Here is a 19,150-nt window from a genome sequence, read left to right as displayed (position 1 = left end):
ATCTGCATAAAGTACGGCTGTATGTATGCAACTATTATACCACAAAAAGCACGGGAGACAACTAATTTACCTCAACAATTGAAATATTTTCTGCCTCCACGCTGGCCTCTCTGATCACGATCTCCTTGATCTGATTGGCGGTCTCCGGCGTCAGGCCCTCGGTCTTTACCACGATATCGGCCTTTTCGTCGTTTAAATAGACCAGGCAATCCTCAAAGCCTTTGGCCTTCACCAGCGACTCGATCTTGCTCTCGCTCTCGATGGCCTTCACAATGTACGAGAGCTCGGCGGTGAGCTTCTCCTTCTCGTCGGCGGTGATCGAGGCGTCTTTCAGCGACTTCTGCAGCTTATCCAGCGCCTCGTCGCGGGTCTTGGTGCGGTTGGTGCGCGCCTCGGTAAAGTACTTGGTGCTGCTCTTGGCGGTGCTGGCCTGTTCTTTGGTGCCCATGTTCTCGTCTTTTTCACTCTTCTTCGAGCTGGCTTTCGACTTGGAACTGGACTTTTTGGCCGCGGTCTCCTCGGCCTCTTTCGAGCTGCCGTCGGCACTGGCGGTACCGTCTTTTTGCTCGTCGCCGTTTTGCGTGTTCACGTACTCGGCCTCCCCGTAATTGGCACTTACATCCAGCGAGTCGGTGATGGAGAAATCGTTATCGGCTTTGGCAAACTGCCAGTTCAGATAGATCGCCACGCTGAGCGCCAGCACCAGCGCCCCCAAGATGACCTGCTTTTTTCCTGCTTTCATAATCGAGCTCCTTTCTTTCCAGCGGCGTTTTCAGGGTGTGATACCGCGCCCGATCGACCGCCGCTGGGGACAATCGGAACAATCTATGCCAAAAGCGGGAGAGACCCGCTCCGAGGCCGGTGTTTGATCGCCTATTTTTTCTGGGTGATGCACACCCGGTTCGAGGGGATATCCAGCAGCGTGGTCACCGCGTCGAGCACCTGGCTCACCACCTCGCTGTCGCCGCCGCCGGCGCACACGATGAGCACGCCTTTTACCAGCGGCTCCGAGGTGCTCTGGACCAGCGCGTCCTTTTGCCCGTTCTCCCCGTCGATGAGGATACAGCTCTTCTCCAGGCTCTCGCGGCTCGACACCCGGCTGCCGTCCGAGGAGTCGGTCGACTTTTTCTCCTCGTACACGTAATTTTTTTCCTCCGAGCGCTCCAAAGTGATCATGATCTCCACCTCCCCCACGCCGTCGATATGCGAGAGGATATCCTGCAGCTCGGTCTGGGTCTTATCCAGGTAGCCCTGCTGGCTCTGGCCCGTTTCTGCCGTGTCGCCGGCGGATGTCTTTTTGCCCGCTCTCTCCCCGCCGAGCACGCTCGACAAAAATATGAGGAGGATGCCCACGATGCCCAGCAGCACGATGAGCTTGGTCTTATCTGCCTTTTTAAAGAGAGCTGCCAGTTTACCCGTCATCATCTTGCACATCCTCCTGTACCGCCGTGGGGATCGAGAAGTGATCCTGTACCTTTTGGGCAGTCTGTCCGCCCTGCCCGTCCGGGGCGGTGATTTTGATTTCTCTAATATCTATGCTGCCATCCTCTAAAGCATGAACAGACACCTCTACTTTTTCATAATCGAGCCCCTCCTGCTGCAAATAGCGCTCTACCTGTCCCGCCAGGTTTTGGGCGGTCAAACGGGCGATCTGGTCGCTCACAGCGGTGGTGTCGGCGCTGATGGTGCCGTCCTGGTACACCGCCGGCATATCCGGCAGCTCGCCGTTTTTCAGGTACACCAGCGGCTGCAAAAGGCAGGTGATGAAAAAGATATTGACCGCCACCTTGTATATGGTCTCCATCCCCTTAGAGGGGGCGATAATGTGCAGCGTGCCGGCACAGATGCAGGCGATGCACAGAGAAAATCCCCACTGCTTAACGGTCTCGATCATGTCAGTCCCCCCTGTCTATCCGCTCACTGCCGTCATCATAATGGTGGTGGTGATGACGATGAGCAGACTGTATGTCACGCACAGCGCCGTCACCACCGACAGGCAGTTGCCAATGCCCTGTAAGCTCTCTTTCATGCTGTTTACCCCCAGCGTGTCACAGAAGAACCCACCGATCCACAGGGCCAGCTTGTACAGCAGACAGCGGCACAGCAGCGGCAAAAAGGTGATAAGCACCGCCAATATGCCAAATACCCCCACCCCGTTTTTGAGCAGGTGCAGGCAGGAGTAGACCGATGTCATCGCGTCGCTGACGGCGCTGCCCACGATGGGCACCAGATTGCCCACCAGCAGTTTGCCGGTCTTTAGCGCCAGCGAATCAGAGGCCCCGCCCACAAAGGTCTGCATCGAGAGGATCCCACAGAAAATGGTCAGCAGCGCCGACAGCAAAAAGATGATGGTGTTTTTGATGCCCCGGGTCAAGCTGGCGATGTGCAGCCCATCGTATAGGCTGCCGGTCACCGAGAAAGCCAAAAATAGTCCCAGCAGCGGCACGATGGTGTTGGTGCAGATCGCGCTCACCCCCTGCACCACCAGCATGAGCAGCCCTGAGTAGGCCGAGCCGGTGATGGGTTGCCCCGAAGCGGCGATGACCGTCCCGTATACCGGCACAAAACTGGCGATGAACTGGTTGCAGGAGCTCAGCGCCTGCTGCAGGTCCTTGATGAGCGAGAACACCGGCGCAATGGCCGAGGTGGCCACGCACAGCGCCGCCACCGCCGAGATGACCGAGGAGTAGTTGGCCGAAAACAGTGTGGTCTTCATGCTCTCGGCCACCGCACACACCAAAATGGTGATGATGACGATAGCCAGCAGGGCCAGCGGTTGGGTCACCGCCTCTTTTAACTGGGTGTAGATGGTGTCGAGCACCTTTCCCGGCTGCAAAAAGTCCAAAAAACTGCCGCTGTCCGCGGGGTCGTCCAGCCCCTGCTCATCCAAAATATCTCTGGTCTGGTCGGGCAGCTGGTCAAACAGCTCGCCCACACCGGTGTCGTCATACTGCTGCTGTAAAATATCCTGGGTGTCGGGGGCGGTATCTCCCTGCTCCCCGGCGGCCGCCACCCGGCAGCTGCCGGCCGCCCCCAGTACCAGCAGCAGTAGCAGCACTGCCAGCTGTCTTACGGCTCTCTGCATCGCGGGGTCCCCCCTCTTTGGTCGCTTACACATCTTTTGCTATTAAAAGATCAGGTCGTCCATCAGCCCGGCTATCGTGCCCAGCATCGGCATCGCAATGGCCAGTACCGCCACCTTGCCCGCCAGCTCCACCTTGGTGGCGATGGCCTGCTGACCGGCATCTTTGCAGGTGTCGGCAGCCAGCTGGGTGATGTAGCAGATGCCCAGCGCCTTTAAGAGCACCTGGATGCCCTGACTCACCTGTTCGCTCAGCTGTGCCACCGCCAGTACCTGCCGAATGACCGGCAGCAGTGTCAGCAAGATGTAGCCGAATATCAGCACCCCGGCGCCGATGGTGATGGCCAGCGAGGTCTCGGGGCTGTACTTTTTTAAGGTGAGCGCTAAAATGGCCGCCACCAGCCCAAACATCGCCACAGAAAAGATGTTCATAGCCCCTACCTTACAGGTCAAAAATGCTCTTGACGGTATCAAACAGCGTACTGATCTCGCCGATGAGCATCATCAGCACCACGATAAGGCCGGCCAGTGTGGTGAGCATGGCCTGCTCCTCCCGCCCCGAGCGTATAAGTACCTGGTTGAGCACCGCCACGATGATGCCGATGGCAGCGATTTTAAAAATAAGATCTACATCCACTGCTTTGCTCCTTTTCTCCCGCCGCCCCTTACAAAATGACGATGGCGGCTGCCAGCCCGCCCAACACGCCCAGCGTGCGGTACATCTTCCCGTTTTTTTCATAGCGCTGGCGGCTCTCCGCCAGCAGCTGCTCCAGTCGGCTCACCGCCAGCGCCGTGCGGTCTACCTCCACCTCGCTGATCTGCGAGCCAAAGCTCTGTCCAAACTCCCGCAAAATGCCCCGCAGCGCCTCGGGCTGTCCCTGCAAACAGCTGCAGCTGTCAAGAGCCTGTAAAAAACTGCTGTCAAAAGGCTCCTCCCGCATGTACTGCAGCGTCAGCGGCAAAAAGTCCAGCGCGTCAAAGCGCTCGTCTTCCCGGCACCGCTGCAGCAGCGATGGGGCCGGAGTGCCGCCGTATCGCAGCTCGTCTTCGATCTCGCGAAAAAACTTGATGAGCGTTTGCACCAGCGCCACCTGCCGCCGCAGCTTGCCCGAGCACTGGATGCCCCACAAGCTGCCGCACAGCAGCAGGCAAAAGCCGCCGGCCAGCCGCATCACGATGCGCCCTCCAAAAAACGCCCGGTCACGGCAAAGCTGCCGGGCTCCACCTGCAAGATGCGCTGAAAGTAGCCCTGCCGCAGCAGATCGCGCAATACCGGGTTGCGCTGTAAGTCCTCCAGGTCACGGCCGTGGGCGGTGGCGATGACCTGCACCCCCGATACTGCACACCGCTGTAGCGGCAAAATGTCCTGCTGGCTGCCGATCTCATCGCAGATAGCAATATCCGGCGACATGGTCCGCACCGCCTGCTCCAGCCCCCGCACCTTGTCAAAATAGCTGAATACAAAAGCCGAGGCGCCCAGGTCGTTTTGCGGCTGACCGTAAAAACAGTTGGCGATCTCCCCCCGCTCGTCGATCACCGCCACCTTGTAGTAGCGCTCCTGCCCCCCACACAGCCAGCGGATGATGCCCCGCAGCAGGGTGGTCTTGCCGCTGCCCGGCGGGCCCACTACCAGCGTGCTGCCCATGCCGTAACGGCGGTAAAAGGCGGGCACCTCTTGGCAGAGGGGGATATCGCCGCGGGCGATGCGGATGTTGACGGCCGAAAATTCCTGCATGCTGTGCTCGCCGGCTGCCGTCTGTATGTATTTACCGGCCAGACCGATGCGGTGCCCGCCCTGGATGGTCACGAATCCCTGCGCGATCTCGCGCTGGTAGGAGTAGAGCGAGTACTCACAGGCGGTCTTTACCGTCCCCTGTATCACTTCAGAGCGCGCCACCGGCCCATCTGGGTGGGGCCGCGGCAACACCCGGCTGTCCGGCCCCAAAAAGTAGAGGCCTTGTCCCATAAATAAGCCCACTGGGGCCCCCATCTGCAGCCGCACCTCTTGGCAGCGCTGTCGCCACTGGGGCTCTATGTCCAAAAGCTGTTGCCGCAGCGCCCGGGGCACGACGCGCACTGCCTGGGCAAATGCCTGTACGTCACACATCATTCATCGCTCCCCTCTCTGGTAGTACTAACAATATATGTACAAGCCCTCAAAATAGAACTGGTACCGGCCCCGCGCCTGTCTGGTATTTCGCTGTATCCTGTCCCGGGTGTGCCCTGTACCGGTGTATCTTTCGCATGCAAGGCCTGTCTTTCTCCCCATATTTATGCTGCGATGGGCCCACAGATACCTGCCAAAAAGGTCCGTATCGCGGCCGGCCATCTCTTTTCCCTGCCGGCGTCGCGGCCTGCGCCCATCGCCGCCTGCGCCCCTGTCTCCATTCGGCAAAAAACGGTCGGCGCAGTACTGCTGGGTACTGTTGGGTGCTGCTGAGTCCGGCCTGTTTCACAGTCTTTCAGCTGTTCACCCGGCCGCTGTTCTACTTGCTACAAGCAGTCAGCTGGTCTTGTACTGCCTCCCACAAAGCGGCCGGTGCTCTGTTGGGTGCTGCCCGCGCTCCCGGCCGACCTGTTCCAGGAGCGTTGCTGCACTACCCGTTTATGCGGCTGCTCTTTAAAAGCGCCCCCACAATATGGCCGGTCCGGCCCCAACAGACGGCGCGCCGACCACTGCCCACCGCCCACGGGGCCTCTGCCGCCAACTCTCTTGGCCCTGGTCACGGTGCGGTCGAGTCGGTCTCTCCGGCGGGGCTGCAGTTCCTCACCGCCAGTTTTCCGGCTCTGCCAACGTCGCTGCCGCCAGCGGCACCTTAGCGCTGGCCGGGGCCGAGCGCCTTTTTAACATCTCCATCTGGCCGGGTATGTCGGAGCTGATACGGCAGTGGGTATCCCGGCACAAGCCACTGTCACCGCTGGGCTCCGCTAAACTGGTATCGTTCCCCACCCTGTCGAGGGAGCCGTCGTCTCTTCGCCGCTATCGCGCTCTGTTATGCCTTTAAGCTCTGCTGCCGTCGAGGATCTCCTTAAAAATTCTTTGCAAACTATCCGCGTGCCTCGCCTATCTCACCTACAGTCTGGCCCTGCTGTGTGCCGCTCGCCGTCCAAATCGCCCGCTGGTCTCACTGAAGGGCAGGTGCCCGCCCCCAAAAGTCGTCTCACAGCTCTTGGCGACTGATTACCAGAGGAGTGCCGGCTGCTCTCGCGCCGATCTATCCACCCAGCCGGGTGCCGCCGCTCTGCAACGGGTATTGGGCAGTTTAAAGCCCTGCCGATCCACTGCCATCAGCGGTGTTCACGGCGATCACACCGGCGATCACGGCGATGGCCGCACTGGTCTGGTGGCATGTAAATAGCCGTGCCGCCCACATCATCAATAGCGACAACGGCGGCGATATTTGCGGCCTGTATCTGAAGTAAATATGCCTTTTGCTGTAAGATCAGGACCGGATCTCTGCCAAACACAGCGCGCGCTTTGAGACTACCGGCCCCACGCCCCAACCGGTTTCCCAAGCAGCGCCGCGCTTTACCCCCCTTCACTGTCGGCGATCAGCGCCGCCCCTATTGGGTCGCCCGGCAAAGTGGCGAAAATCTTACCACATGCTCTATAGCCGCCCTATAAAGGCGGTGTAGATCTGCCGGCCATACCGTAAAGCTATGTATCCAGGTGTGATCTGCCCCCATGAGGACTATCCACGAAAACGCAAAAAACACAGCGTGCATCTCGCATTTTTAAAGCTGTTTTCAGGTTACTTTGTGGCTGCTTTCAGGTCGGGCAATTTCCCCCAAAACAGTTGCCGCTGTCCCCGGCACCCCCCATGTCGGCCATCCCGCCAAACTGCCCGTAAAGCCCAATGGCCACCGCTCCTTTAGCCGTGTTTCATTATTTACATTTACTTCCCCCGGCGGCTACCCTCCCGCCCCTTTTATCCAGACGATACCCCACCTGCGGTCGCTTCGGCCCTTGCCGCCATTTGGGCCAGCCAAAGCGCCCACGATCTCATCCAAAAGCACACCCGCCACCAGGTACACCTCTATCGGGATTTTTAATATAGGCAGGTATCCGTGCCCCGCACCGCATCTCACCGCTTTCCCTTTAACAACAAAAAAGCGGCGAGCTCACGCTCGTCGCTTTTTACATTCTCGGTATGCTCTTTCAGTACAGCTGTCAGATCTTTTTCTCCAGCAGCTCGCGCAGCACCGCAGGGTTGCCTTTGCCTTTCGACAGCCGCATGCATTGGCCCACCAAAAAGCCCAGTACATTGGTCTTGCCGTTATGGTAGTCCTCCACCGCTTTGGCATTGTCGGCCAATACCTGTTCCACCACGCCCTCCAGAGCGGAGGTATCGCTGATCTGGGCCAGCCCTTTTTCTTTCACAATAGCCGCCACATCGGCGTCGGCACAGTCGATGATCTCCTCCAGCACCGTCTTGGCAGCGGTGGACGAGATGGTCTTGGCCTCTGCCAGCTTGATCATCTCGATGAGCGCCGTCGGCTGTAGCGCCAGCTCATCTATCTCGCAGTTTCGCTCGTTGAGTGTTTTCGAGATATCGCCCAGTATCCAGTTGGAGATCGAGCGGGGGCTCACGCCGCCAATAGCCAGGCAGGCCTCAAAGAACTTGGATTTCTGGATGTTTTCTGCCAGCAGCGTGGCCTCGATCTGGGGCAGCTGGCAGTCTTTCATGTAGCGCTCTATTTTCTGGTTGGGCAGTTCGGGAATCTGCGCTTTCAGCTCCGCCACATGTTCCTCGGTCACATAAATGGCCCGCAGGTCCGGCTCGGGGAAATAGCGGTAGTCCTGGGCGTCCTCTTTCGAGCGCAGCAGCACGCTCACACCTTTGGCGTCATCCCAGCGGCGCGTCTGCTGCTCCACAGTGCCGCCGCTCTCCACCAGTTCTATCTGCCGGGCGATCTCGTACTCAATGGCCCGCACCGCGCCGCTAAAGGTGTTTACGTTCTTCATCTCGCACCGGGTGCCAAACTCCTTCGATCCCTTGGGCATGATGGAAACGTTCACATCGCAGCGCAGCGAGCCCTCCTGCATCTTGCAGTCCGAAATATCCAGGTACTGCAGGATCGACTTGATGGTCTCCAGGTATGCCTTGGCCTCCTCCGAAGAGCGGATATCCGGCTCCGACACGATTTCGATGAGCGGTACACCGCAGCGGTTGAAGTCCACCAGCGATCCCGAGAATTTCTCGTCGTGGATGAGCTTGCCGGCATCCTCCTCAATGTGGATGCGGGTGATGCCCACCCGCTTTTTTTCTCCGTTTAGCATAAAGTCCACGTAGCCGTGCTCACAGATGGGTATGTCGTACTGCGAGATCTGGTAGGCCTTGGGCAGGTCGGGGTACATGTAATTCTTGCGGTCCTGCTTGGTGATGTTGTTGATCTTGCAGTTGGTCGCGTGTCCCATAAGGATGGCGTAGTCCACCACCTGCTTGTTCAGCGTGGGCAACGTCCCGGGCATGCCCAGGCAGATGGGGCACACCTGTGCGTTGACCATACCGCCAAAGGCGTTTTTACAGCTGCAGTAGATCTTCGATTCAGTAGAGAGCTCGGCGTGAACCTCAAGACCGATAACTACCTCGTATTCCATATTCTCTCTCCTCCTCTAACCGATCTGGGGCAGCGCATAGTGCCAGCCGGTCGCTTTTTCATAGGCGTGTCCCGCCGACAGCAGCTTGTCCTCGCCAAATTTGGGGCCGATCAGCTGCATGCCGATCGGCAGCCCGGCGGCGTCCTTGCCGCAGGGCATGCTCAGTGCCGGCAGCCCGGCTATGTTCACCGTCACCGTACAGATATCCGATTTGTACATGGCCACCGGGTCGTCCACGTTCTCGCCTAACTTAAAGGCGGTGGTGGGCACGGTGGGGGTGATGAGAAAATCACACTGTGCAAAGGCCTGCTCAAACTCGCAGCACAGCTGCCGCTGAAAGGCTTTGCCCTTTTTGTAATAGGCGTCAAAGTAACCCGAGCTCAGCACATAGGTGCCCAGCATGATGCGGCGCTTTACCTCATCGCCAAAGCCCTCGGTACGCGAGTTGACGTACATATCCGTCAGGCTCTCATACTCCTTGGCGCGGTAGCCGTACTTCACCCCGTCAAAACGGGCCAGGTTCGAAGATGCCTCCGCCGACGAGATGATGTAATAGGCAGACAGCGCATGTGCCGTCGAGGGGATCGATACCTCCACCACCTCGGCGCCCAAGCGGCGATATGTATCGGCCGCTGCCAGCACCGCGCTCTGCACCTCCTGCGACACGCCTTCGCCAAAGTACTCTTTTGGCAGGCCAACGCGCATCCCGGCCACGTCTTGATCCAGGTAAGCGCGGTAGTCGTCGCGGTGCGCACAGTCTGTCGAGGTGGCATCCAGCTCATCCTTGCTGGTGATCACGCTCAGCAGCATAGCCACGTCCTCACAGCTGCGCCCCATCGGGCCGATCTGATCCAGCGAGGAGGCAAAAGCCACCAGCCCGTAGCGGGATACCGCCCCGTAGGTGGGCTTTAGCCCCACGACACCGCAAAACGCAGCCGGCTGGCGAATCGAGCCGCCGGTGTCCGAGCCCAGCGCCAGCGTGGCCTCGCAGGCAGCCAGCGCCGCCGCGCTGCCGCCCGAAGAGCCGCCCGGCACTCTCGTCAGGTCGTGGGGGTTCTTTGTCTTTTTAAAGTGCGAGTTCTCGCAGGAAGAACCCATGGCAAACTCGTCCATATTCACCTTGCCAATGGTGATGAGTCCCGCCTGGCGCAGCTTGTCCACCACCGTGGCACTGTAGGGGGGCACAAAATTTTCCAGCATCTTCGAGGCACAGGTAGTGCTCACCCCCTCGGTGCAGATGTTGTCCTTCACCGCAATGGGCACCCCGGCCAGCGGCGGCAGTTTCTCCCCCGCCGCCCGGCGGCGGTCGATCTCGGCCGCCTGGGCCAAAGCGTCCTCCCGGCACAGGGTCAAATAGGCGTCTACCTGTCCCTCTACTGCGTCGATCTGCGCGTAGATGTCCTCCACGATCTCGGTCGCCGTGCAGCTGCCGGCAGCGAGCATCTCGGCCAGTTCGGCCGCTGTCTTTTTATAAAGTTCCATCTCGGTCTCTCCTCCCTACTCGCTCACCGTCTTGGGCACGACCACACAGCCGGCCTCTACCTGCGGCGCACCGGCCAGCAGCTTTTCCCGGGGCATCGAGGGCTTTACAATGTCCTCGCGCAGCTCCATGGCATCGGCCGGGTCGGGCCGCTGGTCAAAGTCCTTTTGCTCCGGCAGTGATTCCACCATGGCGATAATGTCCTGCATCTGTTTTTGGTAGCGGGCAAAGTCTTTTTCCTCGATCTTCAGGTTTGCCAACTTGGCGATATGCCGAATATCGATATCCATACATAGACCTCCTGTATTTTGTGCACGCAAACGCGGCCTTGAGACTGCCAGCACTACTGCTGGCCGATCATCTGCAAAAATTCATCCTCGCTCAGCACCGGTACGCCCAGTGCCTGGGCCTTCTCCAGCTTGCTGCCGGCGTCCTCTCCGGCGATCACGTAGCTGGTCTTTTTCGATACGCTGCTGGCTGCGGCACCGCCGTTTTGCTTAATAAAGGCGGTGATCTCGTCGCGGGTGTAGCGCGATAGCTTGCCGGTGACTACAAATTTCTGCCCGGCCAGCGCATCGCCTTTTTGGCTCTGTGCGGCAGTGGTGTTCACCCCGCCAGCCCGCAGCCGCTCTATCAGTTGCCGATTTTTCTCCTGAGCAAAGTAGGCGACGATGTTCTGGGCCATTATGTCGCCGATGTTGTCGATGGCGCTCAGCTCCTCCTCGGTGGCTGCCATCAGCTGGTCGATATCGCCATACCGCTCACATAGCAGCTCCGAGGCCCGGTGCCCTACATTTTTAATGCCCAGCCCAAACAGCAGCCGCGGCAGATCGTTGTGGCGCGAGCGCTCGATGGCGTCGATGAGGTTTTGCGCCGCTTTCTCTTTAAAGCCCTCCAGTGCCAGCACCTGATCAAAAGTCAGTCTATAGAGGTCGGCAAAATCGCGCACCAGTCCCGCCTCCATCAGCGCCTTGACGATAGCCGGTCCCAGCCCGTCGATATCCATGGCCGCCCGAGAGGCAAAATGTACCAGACTGCGGTAGATCTTGGCCGGGCAGTCGGGGTTGGGGCAGATAATGGCCGATTCCTCTTCACTGCGCCGCGTCTCGGTGCCGCAGGCCGGGCAGTGGTGGGGGATGGTATAAACCTGACTGTCGGGCGCGTGCTCTTTTACCGCCACCACCTCGGGGATGATCTCCCCCGCCTTGCGCACCACGATGGTGTCGCCGATACCGATCTCTTTTTCAGAGATAAAATCCTGGTTGTGCAGCACCGCCCGCGACACGGTGGTGCCCGCCAGCTCAATGGGGTCAAACAGCGCCGTTGGCGTCAGTGCACCGGTGCGCCCCACATTGATCTCAATGTCCCGCAAAACAGTCTCTTTTTCCTCGGGCGGGTACTTGTAGGCCACCGCCCATTTGGGGCATTTGGACGTCGAGCCCAGCTCCTCGCGCTGGTGCAGGTCGTTTACCTTTACCACCGCGCCGTCGGTGTCAAAGGCCAAACTGCCGCGCAGCTGGCCGATCTGCTCAATGCGGTCGACGATGTCGTCAGTGCTGCGGCACACCACAAACTCGGGCGATACCAAAAAACCCTGTTCGGCCAGCCATTCCAGTGTCTGGCTGTGGGTGGCAAAGGTCTTCCCCTCTATCCGCTGCAGGTTAAATACAAAGATCGACAACTTGCGCGCTCTGGTGATCGACACATCTTTTTGCCGCAGCGAGCCCGCCGCCGCATTGCGGGGGTTTTTAAAGGGCTTTTCCTCGTCCTCCAGCTGCTGTTTTACCAGCGCCGCAAATACCTTTTTGGGCATGTACACCTCGCCGCGTACCTCCAGCGGCCCCTTGAACGCGATCGTCTTGGGGATACTGCGGATGGTGCGCAGGTTCACCGTGATGTCCTCGCCGACTACGCCGTTGCCGCGGGTCGAGCCCCGCACCAGTTTGCCGCCGTCGTATTCCAGCGAGACCGACAGCCCATCGATCTTCATCTCCACCACATAGTCGCCGTCATAGCTCTCCTGCAGCTTGTCGCAGAACTCCCGCACCTGCTCCACCGAGAACACATCCTGCAAGCTCTCCATCTTTACTGCGTGCGTTACCTTTTCAAACTGCGACGAGCTCTCTCCCCCCACCATCTGGGTGGGCGAATCTTGGCTTTTCAGCGCGGGGTATTCCTCCTCCAGCGCGCGCAGCCGCTGGGTCAGCTGATCGTAGTCGTAGTCGTCTATCTCCGGGTCATCTCGGTTGTAATAGCGGTCGTTGTGGTAGCGGATCTGCTCCTCCAGCTGCCGCATCTCCTGCTGTATCTTTTCGGTATCTGTCATGGCTGTGCCTCCCTGCGTACATACTTGTATAGTATATCATAAGCAGTATGGTTTTTCCAGTGGCCCAGTATACCAAAAATACCGTGTGCAGCACCGCTCGCACCTATCTGTGCCCACCCGCCTAAAAGCCGCCTGCAATCGGTCCGGCAGGCGGCTAAAAAGGCGTTATTTACAATTTAGTAACAATTTCACTGCTGCTGCGGCCGGTTGGCATAGTCGTTTATTTTGCCGATCGTCGAGCTCTCGTCCCCAGTCACATGGGTAAACTGGCTGGGTGCCGCGCCCACGATGACCGTCTCTACCAGCGGGTAGCTGGTGGTAAATTCGGTGGTGGTGATGTAGCCGGGAATGACCGCCGTCAGCGATATATTCACCTTTAACACCATCTGATGGCGCGTCTGGTTGATGCCCGCCGAGTCAAACTGGTCCACCACTTCGCTCTCCACATAGGTGGCCGGCTGTACCCGCAGGTTCACTTTGGGCCCTACGCCCTGCAAGATCTGGGTCCCCAGCAGCGACCCCACCGGTATCTGGATGTTCTGCATTTCCAGCTGGGCCATCCCCTCATTGATCTTTTTGACGATGTTGGCCTTAAAGGTGTTGATAGCCACCGAGTTGGCCTCGATGCCGATGATCTTGTGGTCTTCATCGTACAGGATCTCCGAAAATTTGTCGTAGGTCAAGTGCTCCTGTTGGGTGTAGTAGAGGATGGCATCGTTGACCACGTCGGTGGCGTAGCTCTTGGCCTGGTAGGCGGCAAACGACTGGACCACCGGCCGCAACTGTCGGTCGATCAAAAAAATGCCCACTCCCAAAATGCCAAATAGCAAAAGTAAGCGGCACAGCCATGCCCGGCGATGTGCGCGTTTTCTCCGCTGCAATGCGATCCCTCCCCACTGGTGTTTTTATACCCCAGTCTATACAAAAACACAAAGTTTGGTACCGCTTTTTTGCATTTTTCTCCCCTTAATGGCTCAAAACTGCTCTCAAACTGCCCCAGATCACACAAAAGAGCCCCGGCGCTCATGCCCGCCGGGGCTCTTTTTGGCTCTATATTTTAGATAGAGATGCAGTGAGCGATCTCCAGCAGCTTGGTCTCGATGCCCTTTTTCATGGACAGTGCCTCGTTGATCTCGTAATCGACGATCTCACCGTTTTTCATGGCCACTACCCGGTTGCCGATGTTCTGGGTAAGCAGCTCCACTGCGTGGTAGCCCATCTGGGTCGCCACAACGCGGTCGCGCAGCGTGGGGCTGCCACCGCGCTGTACGTGACCGAGCACGGTTTTGCGGGTGTCGATACCGGTGTTGTCGCGGATGATCTGAGCGATCTCCTCCGCCTTGCCCACGCCTTCGGCCACCATCACGATAAAGTGGTGTTTGCCGCACTCCTGGGCGTAACGGATGCGTGCCAGCAGGTCGCGCTCGGGGTCAAAATCCTGCTCGGGAACTAAGATCACCGCGGCGCCGCAGGCAATGCCGGTATTCAGGGCGATATGCCCCGCCCGGCGGCCCATTACCTCTACTACGCTGCAGCGGGAGTGAGAGTTGGCAGTATCACGCAGTTTGTCCACCATCTCAACGACAGTGTTCATGGCGGTGTCATAGCCGATGGTATACTCTGAGCAGGCGATATCGTTATCGATGGTGCCGGGAATACCAATACAGGGGGTACCTACATTAGAGAGGTCCTGGGCGCCGCGGAAAGAACCGTCGCCACCGATGACCACCAGGCCGTCGATGCCGTTTTTCTCGCAGATCTCGTGTGCCTTGATCACGCCGGCCATCTCTTTAAATTCTAAGCAGCGGGCAGTGTAGAGCACCGTGCCGCCGCGCTGAATGATTTCCGAAACCGAGCGCATGCCCATATCGATAAACTCTTCGTTGAGCAGACCGGCATAACCGTGCATGATGCCCTTGACCTTTAAGCCCTTGGACAGAGCAGTGCGCACCACTGCGCGGATGGCCGCATTCATGCCCGGCGCATCTCCGCCACTGGTGAGAACGCCAATGGTCCCAATCTCTTTGTTGCTGTTCATTTTAAATACCCTCCTATAAGGTATAACATTATCCCATAGAATTTATTGTACACTGTGAAAAATCATACTGTCAAGATGGACGACTGCGAATTCACTTGCATTTGACAAATTTTTCACCAAATTGCCGCCCCATCTCCTGCAGCAGCGCATCCGACAGGTCCACAAACAAGTTGCGGCTGGCCTTGAGCGCCTTGCGGGTATCGGCAAAACAGATGATCAGGGGGTGTGCGCCCCGATGGCGCAGTGCGATCTGCCGCACCTGCTCCACCCCCTCCGGCGTGTTCTGCGGCAGCATCACATACAGCGCCTTGGCCGGGACCGTTTCCACAGGTACCTCTGCCGGCCCGGCGCGCCACTGTCCTAGTGACCGGCCCTGCCTGGCGCCGGCAGGTGCCGGGGTGCGCTCAGCTTCCTCGGTCGTCTGCACATACTCACAGATGATCTTGGGAGATTCCTCCTCCCTGATCGAGAGCCGCCCCCCCACCACCAGGATCGCATTCTCCTGCAGCAGGCCTTTACAGCGCTGCACCACGTTGGGAAAAACCAGCATCTCCAGGCTGCCGGTACGGTCCTCGATGTTGCAAAACATCATGGTGGTACCGCTCTTGGTAATTTTTGTGCGGGCGGTGTCGATTACTACCAGCAGCTTGACCAGTGTGTTATCGCGGCTGTCGTCGGCGTCCAAAAGCGGGGCGATCTGCTGAAAACGGTGCTTTTTTACGTAGTCGCGGTACTCATCTAAGGGGTGCGCTGACATGTAACAACCCAGTATCTCCTTTTCCATGCGCAGTTTTTCGTGCAGTGGATAGTCCTCAAGCTCCCGATGGATAAAGCTGTCCTCCAGCCGGTCTCCTTCAGCTCCATCTTCTGCCGGCACCTCGAACAAGTTCAGCTGCCCCTCTACATTTTTGCGGTCCCGCTCCTCGATGTAGTCAAAGATCGGCTCGATAGCAGCCGCTTGCGCACGGCGGTTGGGTTCCAGGCGGTCAAAGCAGCCGCATAGCACCATGCTCTCTACCGATTTGCGGCTAAGCTGCCTGGTCAGCACTTTTTTCATGCGATTTATAAAATCATAGAGCGACAAAAAAGGGCCGCTGATCTGGCGCTGGGCCACGATCTCCTCGATAATGCCCCGACCAAGCCCCTTAATACCCAGTAAACTGTACTGGATAGCCTGCTGGTGTACAGCAAAGCCGAGGTCGCTCTCGTTGACCGTGGGCGGCAATACCTGAATGCCCAGCGTGTCGCACTCGGCAATATATTCAGCCACCTTGTCGGTGTTGCCCAACACGCTGGTCAGCAGTGCCGCCATAAACTCCCGCGGGTAGTGGCATTTTAAGTAAGCGGTCTGGTAGGCCAAAAAGGCGTAAGCTGCCGCATGTGATTTATTAAAGGCATAGGAGGCAAAGCTCTCCATCTCGCTCCAAATATCCAGCGCTGTCTGCTCATCGATGCCGTTTTTGATGCAGCCCACACACTGACTGTCTGGGTCATCATCGCCGTACAAAAAGCGCTGTTTCTCCCGCATCATCACGTCGTGCTTTTTTTTAGACATGGCCCGGCGGACCATGTCTGACTGGCCGTAAGTAAAGCCGGCCAGTTTGCGGCAGATCTCCATCACCTGCTCCTGATAGACGATGCAGCCGTAGGTCACGTCCAAAATATCTTTGAGCAGGGGGTGCTTATAAGTCACATCTTGGGGGTGTTTGTTGTTGTGGATATAGCGCGGAATCGAGTCCATCGGTCCCGGCCGGTACAGCGAGATAACGGCGATCAGATCCTCAATACCGGTGGGCTGCAGGTCGGCCAGTACCCGCTTCATCCCGCCCGATTCAAACTGGAAAATACCCACACAGGCGCCCGATGAGAGCATTCGATAGGTCTTTTTGTCGTGCAGATCGATGTCGTTTAAAACAAAATCGGGCTGCCATTTTTTGATCGCCCGCTCGGCGTCGCTGACCACCGTCAGAGTGCGCAACCCCAAAAAGTCCATCTTTAAAAGGCCCAGCTCCTCCAGCGTGGTCATGGTGTACTGGGTCACGATCTGCCCGTCGGTAGACTGTAGCGGCACGTAGTAAGATACCGGCATACGGCTGATCACTACCCCGGCAGCGTGAGTAGAAGCATGCCGCGGCATCCCCTCTACTTTGCGAGCCATATCGATGAGTTCCTTGGCAGTGGGGTTTTCATCGTACATCTGCTTTAGGTCAGAGGATAGCTGCAGTGCCTCGTCGATGGTGATCTTCAGCTGCATGGGTACCAGCTTGGCAATCTGATCGCAGGTGGCATAGGGCAGCCCCATCGCACGGCCCACATCGCGCACGGCTGCCCGCGCGGCCATGGTGCCGAAGGTAATGATCTGCGCCACGTGATCCTCACCATATTTCGAGATGACATAGTCGATGACCTGCTGGCGCTTCTCATAACAAAAATCAATGTCAAAGTCGGGCATACTCACCCGTTCGGGATTTAAAAACCGCTCGAAGATCAGATTGTACTGGATGGGGTCGATTCCGGTGATCCCAATACAATAAGCCGCCAAGCTGCCAGCGCCCGATCCGCGCCCCGGTCCCACCGGGATATCATGGCGGCGGGCGTAATCGATAAAGTCGTGCACGATGAGGAAGTAGTCTACATACCCCATCTGAGTGATCACCTGCAGCTCGTAATCCAGCCGCTGGCGTATTTCGGGCGGGCAATCTTCTCCGTATTTTTCGGTAAGGCCCTGGTAGCACTTATCGAGGAAGTACTGCTGGTTGTCGCCGGTAGGCGAGTGGAACTCCGGCAGCTTCGTCACGCCAAACTCGAACTCGATCTCACACATATCGGCGATCTTGCGGGTGTTGGCTATGGCCTCAGGCAGGTAACCGAACAGGTTCTCCATCTCCTGCTGGCTCTTCACGTAAAATTCCTGCGTCGAAAACTCCAGCCCGCTCTCGTCATCCACCGTTTTGCCCAGCTGGATACAGGTCAGCACATGCTGCATCTTGCTGTCTTCCTGCTCTAAGTAGTGGCAGTCATTGGTGCACACCAGCGGCAGATCCAGGTCTCTTGCCAGCTTGATAAGCTGGGGGTTTACTTCCATCTGCTGCTGGATACCGTGGTTTTGCAGTTCGATATAGTAGTGGTCTTTGCCAAACAGCTCTTTATAAAATTTGGCCGTCTCATAGGCTTTGTCAGGATCTCCCTGTAAAAAATAGCTGGGTACTTCCCCGCTGATACAGGCCGACATGCAGATAAGCCCCTCAGAGTGTTCTCTGAGCAGCTCGTGGTCGATACGGGGCTTCTTATAAAAGCCATCGATATAGGCCTGGCTCACCATATAGATAAGATTTTGGTAGCCGGTGTAGTTTTCGCACAGCAATACCAGATGATAGTTCTGGCTGTCCCGTCCGCCTGTCTTGTCCTGACGGCTGCGGGGGGCCACATAGCACTCACAGCCAATAATGGGTTTTACCCCTTTTTGCTTGGCTGCCTTGTAAAACTCGATAGCGCCGTACATCACCCCGTGATCGGTGATGGCCACTGTGTCCTGCCCCAGGGCCAACACCCGATCCATCAGCCGGTTTATGCGGCAGGCGCCGTCGAGCAGGCTGTACTCGGTATGCAGGTGCAGGTGGACGAATTGGTTGGTCTTTTCCATGATCGCGCCTTTCTGTGGGTGTGTCAGTCGATGGGCTTGTCCGCCCGTTCCTCCCGCAGCGCCTTGGCGATGCTGCGGATCTTGGCCAGCCGGTGATTGAGGCCGGATCTGCTGATAGAGAGCCCACCTGTCGCCAGCAACTCTGCCAGCGACATGTCGGGGTTTTGCAGCCGCAACATGGCCACTGCGCGCAGTTCATCGCTCAGCCGATCTTCAGCGTGTTGGTCCAGAAGATACTGAATGTCCTCCACCTGCCCCGCTGCCGCCGACACGGTCTTATCGATGTTGGCGGTCTCACAGTTGGTAATGCGGTTCACTTGGTTGCGGATCTCTTTGTAAATCTTCACATTCATCAGCTGCACGGCTGACATAGGGGCGCCAAACAGGGTCAGCAGTTCCTCTATCTCGCCGCTGTCCTTAAAATACAGCACATGGCTGCCCTGCCGCCTGGCATATTTGGGCACGAGACCCACTTTTACAAACTGGGGCATCAGGTCTTTTGTCAGGTTGGTGCGGCTGGTGACCAACTCCAAATGATATTCTTTCTGCGGGTCGGTCACTCGCCCACAGCTCAAAAAGCAGCCAGCCAAAAAAGCGCGCACACAGTGCTCACAAACAAAATTCTGCTCCTTTATACGCACCGACACTTCTCCCGGCTGGTGCCCAAACGCGGCCAGCAGCCCTCTTACCTCTTCGCGGTCGACGATATGCAGCGCAAATACCGTGCGCCCACTACTGCTGCTCCGCTCGATAACATATGCACAAAAGCCGTCTCCAAACAACTGCTTAACAAAAGTCTTAGCAGTGGTGGCGACAGCCTCGTTATCGGTAGTCAGCGCTATACCCTCTTCGCCAAAGCTGTGGCTGCACAGCAGCAGGCCATACAGCATGGCCCGCACACAGCAGTCGCCAGAGGGAAGGTTTTTGCAGATCTCGTCTTTTACATCTCTCGAAAACGACATGGGCACTCCTTGGGGTA

Annotated in this window: 16 protein-coding genes; all 16 read right to left on the bottom strand. The window is 57.9% G+C overall.

Annotation, left to right across the window (positions count from 1 at the left end; genetic code table 11):
* Positions 1–61: 61 nt before the first annotated feature.
* The 16 genes from C6Y32_RS04080 to whiA all read right to left on the bottom strand — a co-directional run bounded on the left by C6Y32_RS04080 (position 62) and on the right by whiA (position 19,133).
* Complete coding sequence (locus C6Y32_RS04080) at positions 62–742, bottom strand: SpoIIIAH-like family protein (protein ID WP_105203940.1); 681 nt, start codon at positions 740–742, stop codon at positions 62–64.
* Positions 743–873: 131 nt separating this feature from the next.
* On the bottom strand, positions 874–1,425 hold the full coding sequence (locus C6Y32_RS04075) for a hypothetical protein (RefSeq protein ID WP_105203939.1): 552 nt from the start codon (positions 1,423–1,425) through the stop codon (positions 874–876).
* Positions 1,412–1,894, bottom strand: coding sequence for a stage III sporulation protein AF (locus C6Y32_RS04070; protein WP_105203938.1), 483 nt, complete (start codon positions 1,892–1,894; stop codon positions 1,412–1,414). Before C6Y32_RS04070 ends, C6Y32_RS04075 begins: the two co-directional genes overlap by 14 nt.
* A gap of 15 nt (positions 1,895–1,909) precedes the next feature.
* On the bottom strand, positions 1,910–3,085 hold the full coding sequence (locus tag C6Y32_RS04065; protein ID WP_164998129.1) for a stage III sporulation protein AE: 1,176 nt from the start codon (positions 3,083–3,085) through the stop codon (positions 1,910–1,912).
* Positions 3,086–3,127: 42 nt separating this feature from the next.
* Complete coding sequence (locus C6Y32_RS04060; RefSeq protein ID WP_105203936.1) at positions 3,128–3,514, bottom strand: SpoIIIAC/SpoIIIAD family protein; 387 nt, start codon at positions 3,512–3,514, stop codon at positions 3,128–3,130.
* A gap of 10 nt (positions 3,515–3,524) precedes the next feature.
* Complete coding sequence (spoIIIAC, locus tag C6Y32_RS04055) at positions 3,525–3,719, bottom strand: stage III sporulation protein AC (protein WP_105203934.1); 195 nt, start codon at positions 3,717–3,719, stop codon at positions 3,525–3,527.
* A gap of 28 nt (positions 3,720–3,747) precedes the next feature.
* Positions 3,748–4,254 (bottom strand): stage III sporulation protein AB, encoded by a 507-nt coding sequence (locus C6Y32_RS04050; RefSeq protein WP_105203933.1) that lies wholly within the window; start codon positions 4,252–4,254, stop codon positions 3,748–3,750.
* Positions 4,254–5,192: a hypothetical protein gene (locus C6Y32_RS15270; RefSeq protein ID WP_105203931.1), complete on the bottom strand. Its 939-nt coding sequence runs from the start codon at positions 5,190–5,192 to the stop codon at positions 4,254–4,256. The genes C6Y32_RS04050 and C6Y32_RS15270 overlap by 1 nt, the downstream gene beginning before the upstream one ends.
* Positions 5,193–7,253: 2,061 nt before the next feature.
* A complete protein-coding gene (gatB, locus tag C6Y32_RS04035; RefSeq protein ID WP_105203927.1) occupies positions 7,254–8,684 on the bottom strand; it encodes an Asp-tRNA(Asn)/Glu-tRNA(Gln) amidotransferase subunit GatB in 1,431 nt (476 codons plus the stop codon).
* A 15-nt stretch (positions 8,685–8,699) separates the two neighbouring features.
* Entirely contained in the window at positions 8,700–10,166 is a 1,467-nt protein-coding gene (gene gatA / locus C6Y32_RS04030; RefSeq protein WP_105203925.1) for an Asp-tRNA(Asn)/Glu-tRNA(Gln) amidotransferase subunit GatA, read from the bottom strand.
* 15 nt (positions 10,167–10,181) lie between these two features.
* Positions 10,182–10,454 (bottom strand): Asp-tRNA(Asn)/Glu-tRNA(Gln) amidotransferase subunit GatC, encoded by a 273-nt coding sequence (gatC, locus tag C6Y32_RS04025; protein WP_105203923.1) that lies wholly within the window; start codon positions 10,452–10,454, stop codon positions 10,182–10,184.
* Positions 10,455–10,507: 53 nt separating this feature from the next.
* A complete protein-coding gene (gene ligA, locus C6Y32_RS04020; RefSeq protein WP_105203921.1) occupies positions 10,508–12,490 on the bottom strand; it encodes an NAD-dependent DNA ligase LigA in 1,983 nt (660 codons plus the stop codon).
* Positions 12,491–12,678: 188 nt separating this feature from the next.
* Positions 12,679–13,371, bottom strand: a complete 693-nt coding sequence (gene yunB / locus C6Y32_RS04015) for a sporulation protein YunB (protein ID WP_164998128.1) — start codon at positions 13,369–13,371, stop codon at positions 12,679–12,681.
* Positions 13,372–13,547: 176 nt separating this feature from the next.
* Complete coding sequence (pfkA, locus tag C6Y32_RS04010) at positions 13,548–14,528, bottom strand: 6-phosphofructokinase (protein ID WP_105203917.1); 981 nt, start codon at positions 14,526–14,528, stop codon at positions 13,548–13,550.
* 91 nt (positions 14,529–14,619) lie between these two features.
* Entirely contained in the window at positions 14,620–18,171 is a 3,552-nt protein-coding gene (locus tag C6Y32_RS04005; protein WP_105203915.1) for a DNA polymerase III subunit alpha, read from the bottom strand.
* Positions 18,172–18,194: 23 nt separating this feature from the next.
* A complete protein-coding gene (gene whiA / locus C6Y32_RS04000) occupies positions 18,195–19,133 on the bottom strand; it encodes a DNA-binding protein WhiA (protein WP_105203913.1) in 939 nt (312 codons plus the stop codon).
* Positions 19,134–19,150: the final 17 nt, after the last annotated feature.

This window comes from Neobittarella massiliensis (ex Bilen et al. 2018), from assembly GCF_900289145.1.
Lineage (GTDB): Bacteria > Bacillota > Clostridia > Oscillospirales > Ruminococcaceae > Neobittarella > Neobittarella massiliensis.
Note: the sequence above shows the minus strand (reverse complement) of the source record. Positions and strands in the feature narration are given on the sequence as shown.

Bases quoted from the DNA above. Each gene is read 5' to 3' on its own strand.
- gatB (WP_105203927.1), bottom strand. From the start codon at position 8,684: ATGGAATACGAGGTAGTTATCGGTCTTGAGGTTCACGCCGAGCTCTCT.
- C6Y32_RS04065 (WP_164998129.1), bottom strand. From the start codon at position 3,085: ATGCAGAGAGCCGTAAGACAGCTGGCAGTGCTGCTACTGCTGCTGGTA.
- C6Y32_RS04060 (WP_105203936.1), bottom strand. From the start codon at position 3,514: ATGAACATCTTTTCTGTGGCGATGTTTGGGCTGGTGGCGGCCATTTTA.
- C6Y32_RS04050 (WP_105203933.1), bottom strand. From the start codon at position 4,254: ATGCGGCTGGCCGGCGGCTTTTGCCTGCTGCTGTGCGGCAGCTTGTGG.
- C6Y32_RS04005 (WP_105203915.1), bottom strand. From the start codon at position 18,171: ATGGAAAAGACCAACCAATTCGTCCACCTGCACCTGCATACCGAGTAC.
- gatA (WP_105203925.1), bottom strand. From the start codon at position 10,166: ATGGAACTTTATAAAAAGACAGCGGCCGAACTGGCCGAGATGCTCGCT.
- ligA (WP_105203921.1), bottom strand. From the start codon at position 12,490: ATGACAGATACCGAAAAGATACAGCAGGAGATGCGGCAGCTGGAGGAG.
- C6Y32_RS15270 (WP_105203931.1), bottom strand. From the start codon at position 5,192: ATGATGTGTGACGTACAGGCATTTGCCCAGGCAGTGCGCGTCGTGCCC.
- pfkA (WP_105203917.1), bottom strand. From the start codon at position 14,528: ATGAACAGCAACAAAGAGATTGGGACCATTGGCGTTCTCACCAGTGGC.
- whiA (WP_105203913.1), bottom strand. From the start codon at position 19,133: ATGTCGTTTTCGAGAGATGTAAAAGACGAGATCTGCAAAAACCTTCCC.
- C6Y32_RS04075 (WP_105203939.1), bottom strand. From the start codon at position 1,425: ATGATGACGGGTAAACTGGCAGCTCTCTTTAAAAAGGCAGATAAGACC.
- gatC (WP_105203923.1), bottom strand. From the start codon at position 10,454: ATGGATATCGATATTCGGCATATCGCCAAGTTGGCAAACCTGAAGATC.
- C6Y32_RS04070 (WP_105203938.1), bottom strand. From the start codon at position 1,894: ATGATCGAGACCGTTAAGCAGTGGGGATTTTCTCTGTGCATCGCCTGC.
- C6Y32_RS04080 (WP_105203940.1), bottom strand. From the start codon at position 742: ATGAAAGCAGGAAAAAAGCAGGTCATCTTGGGGGCGCTGGTGCTGGCG.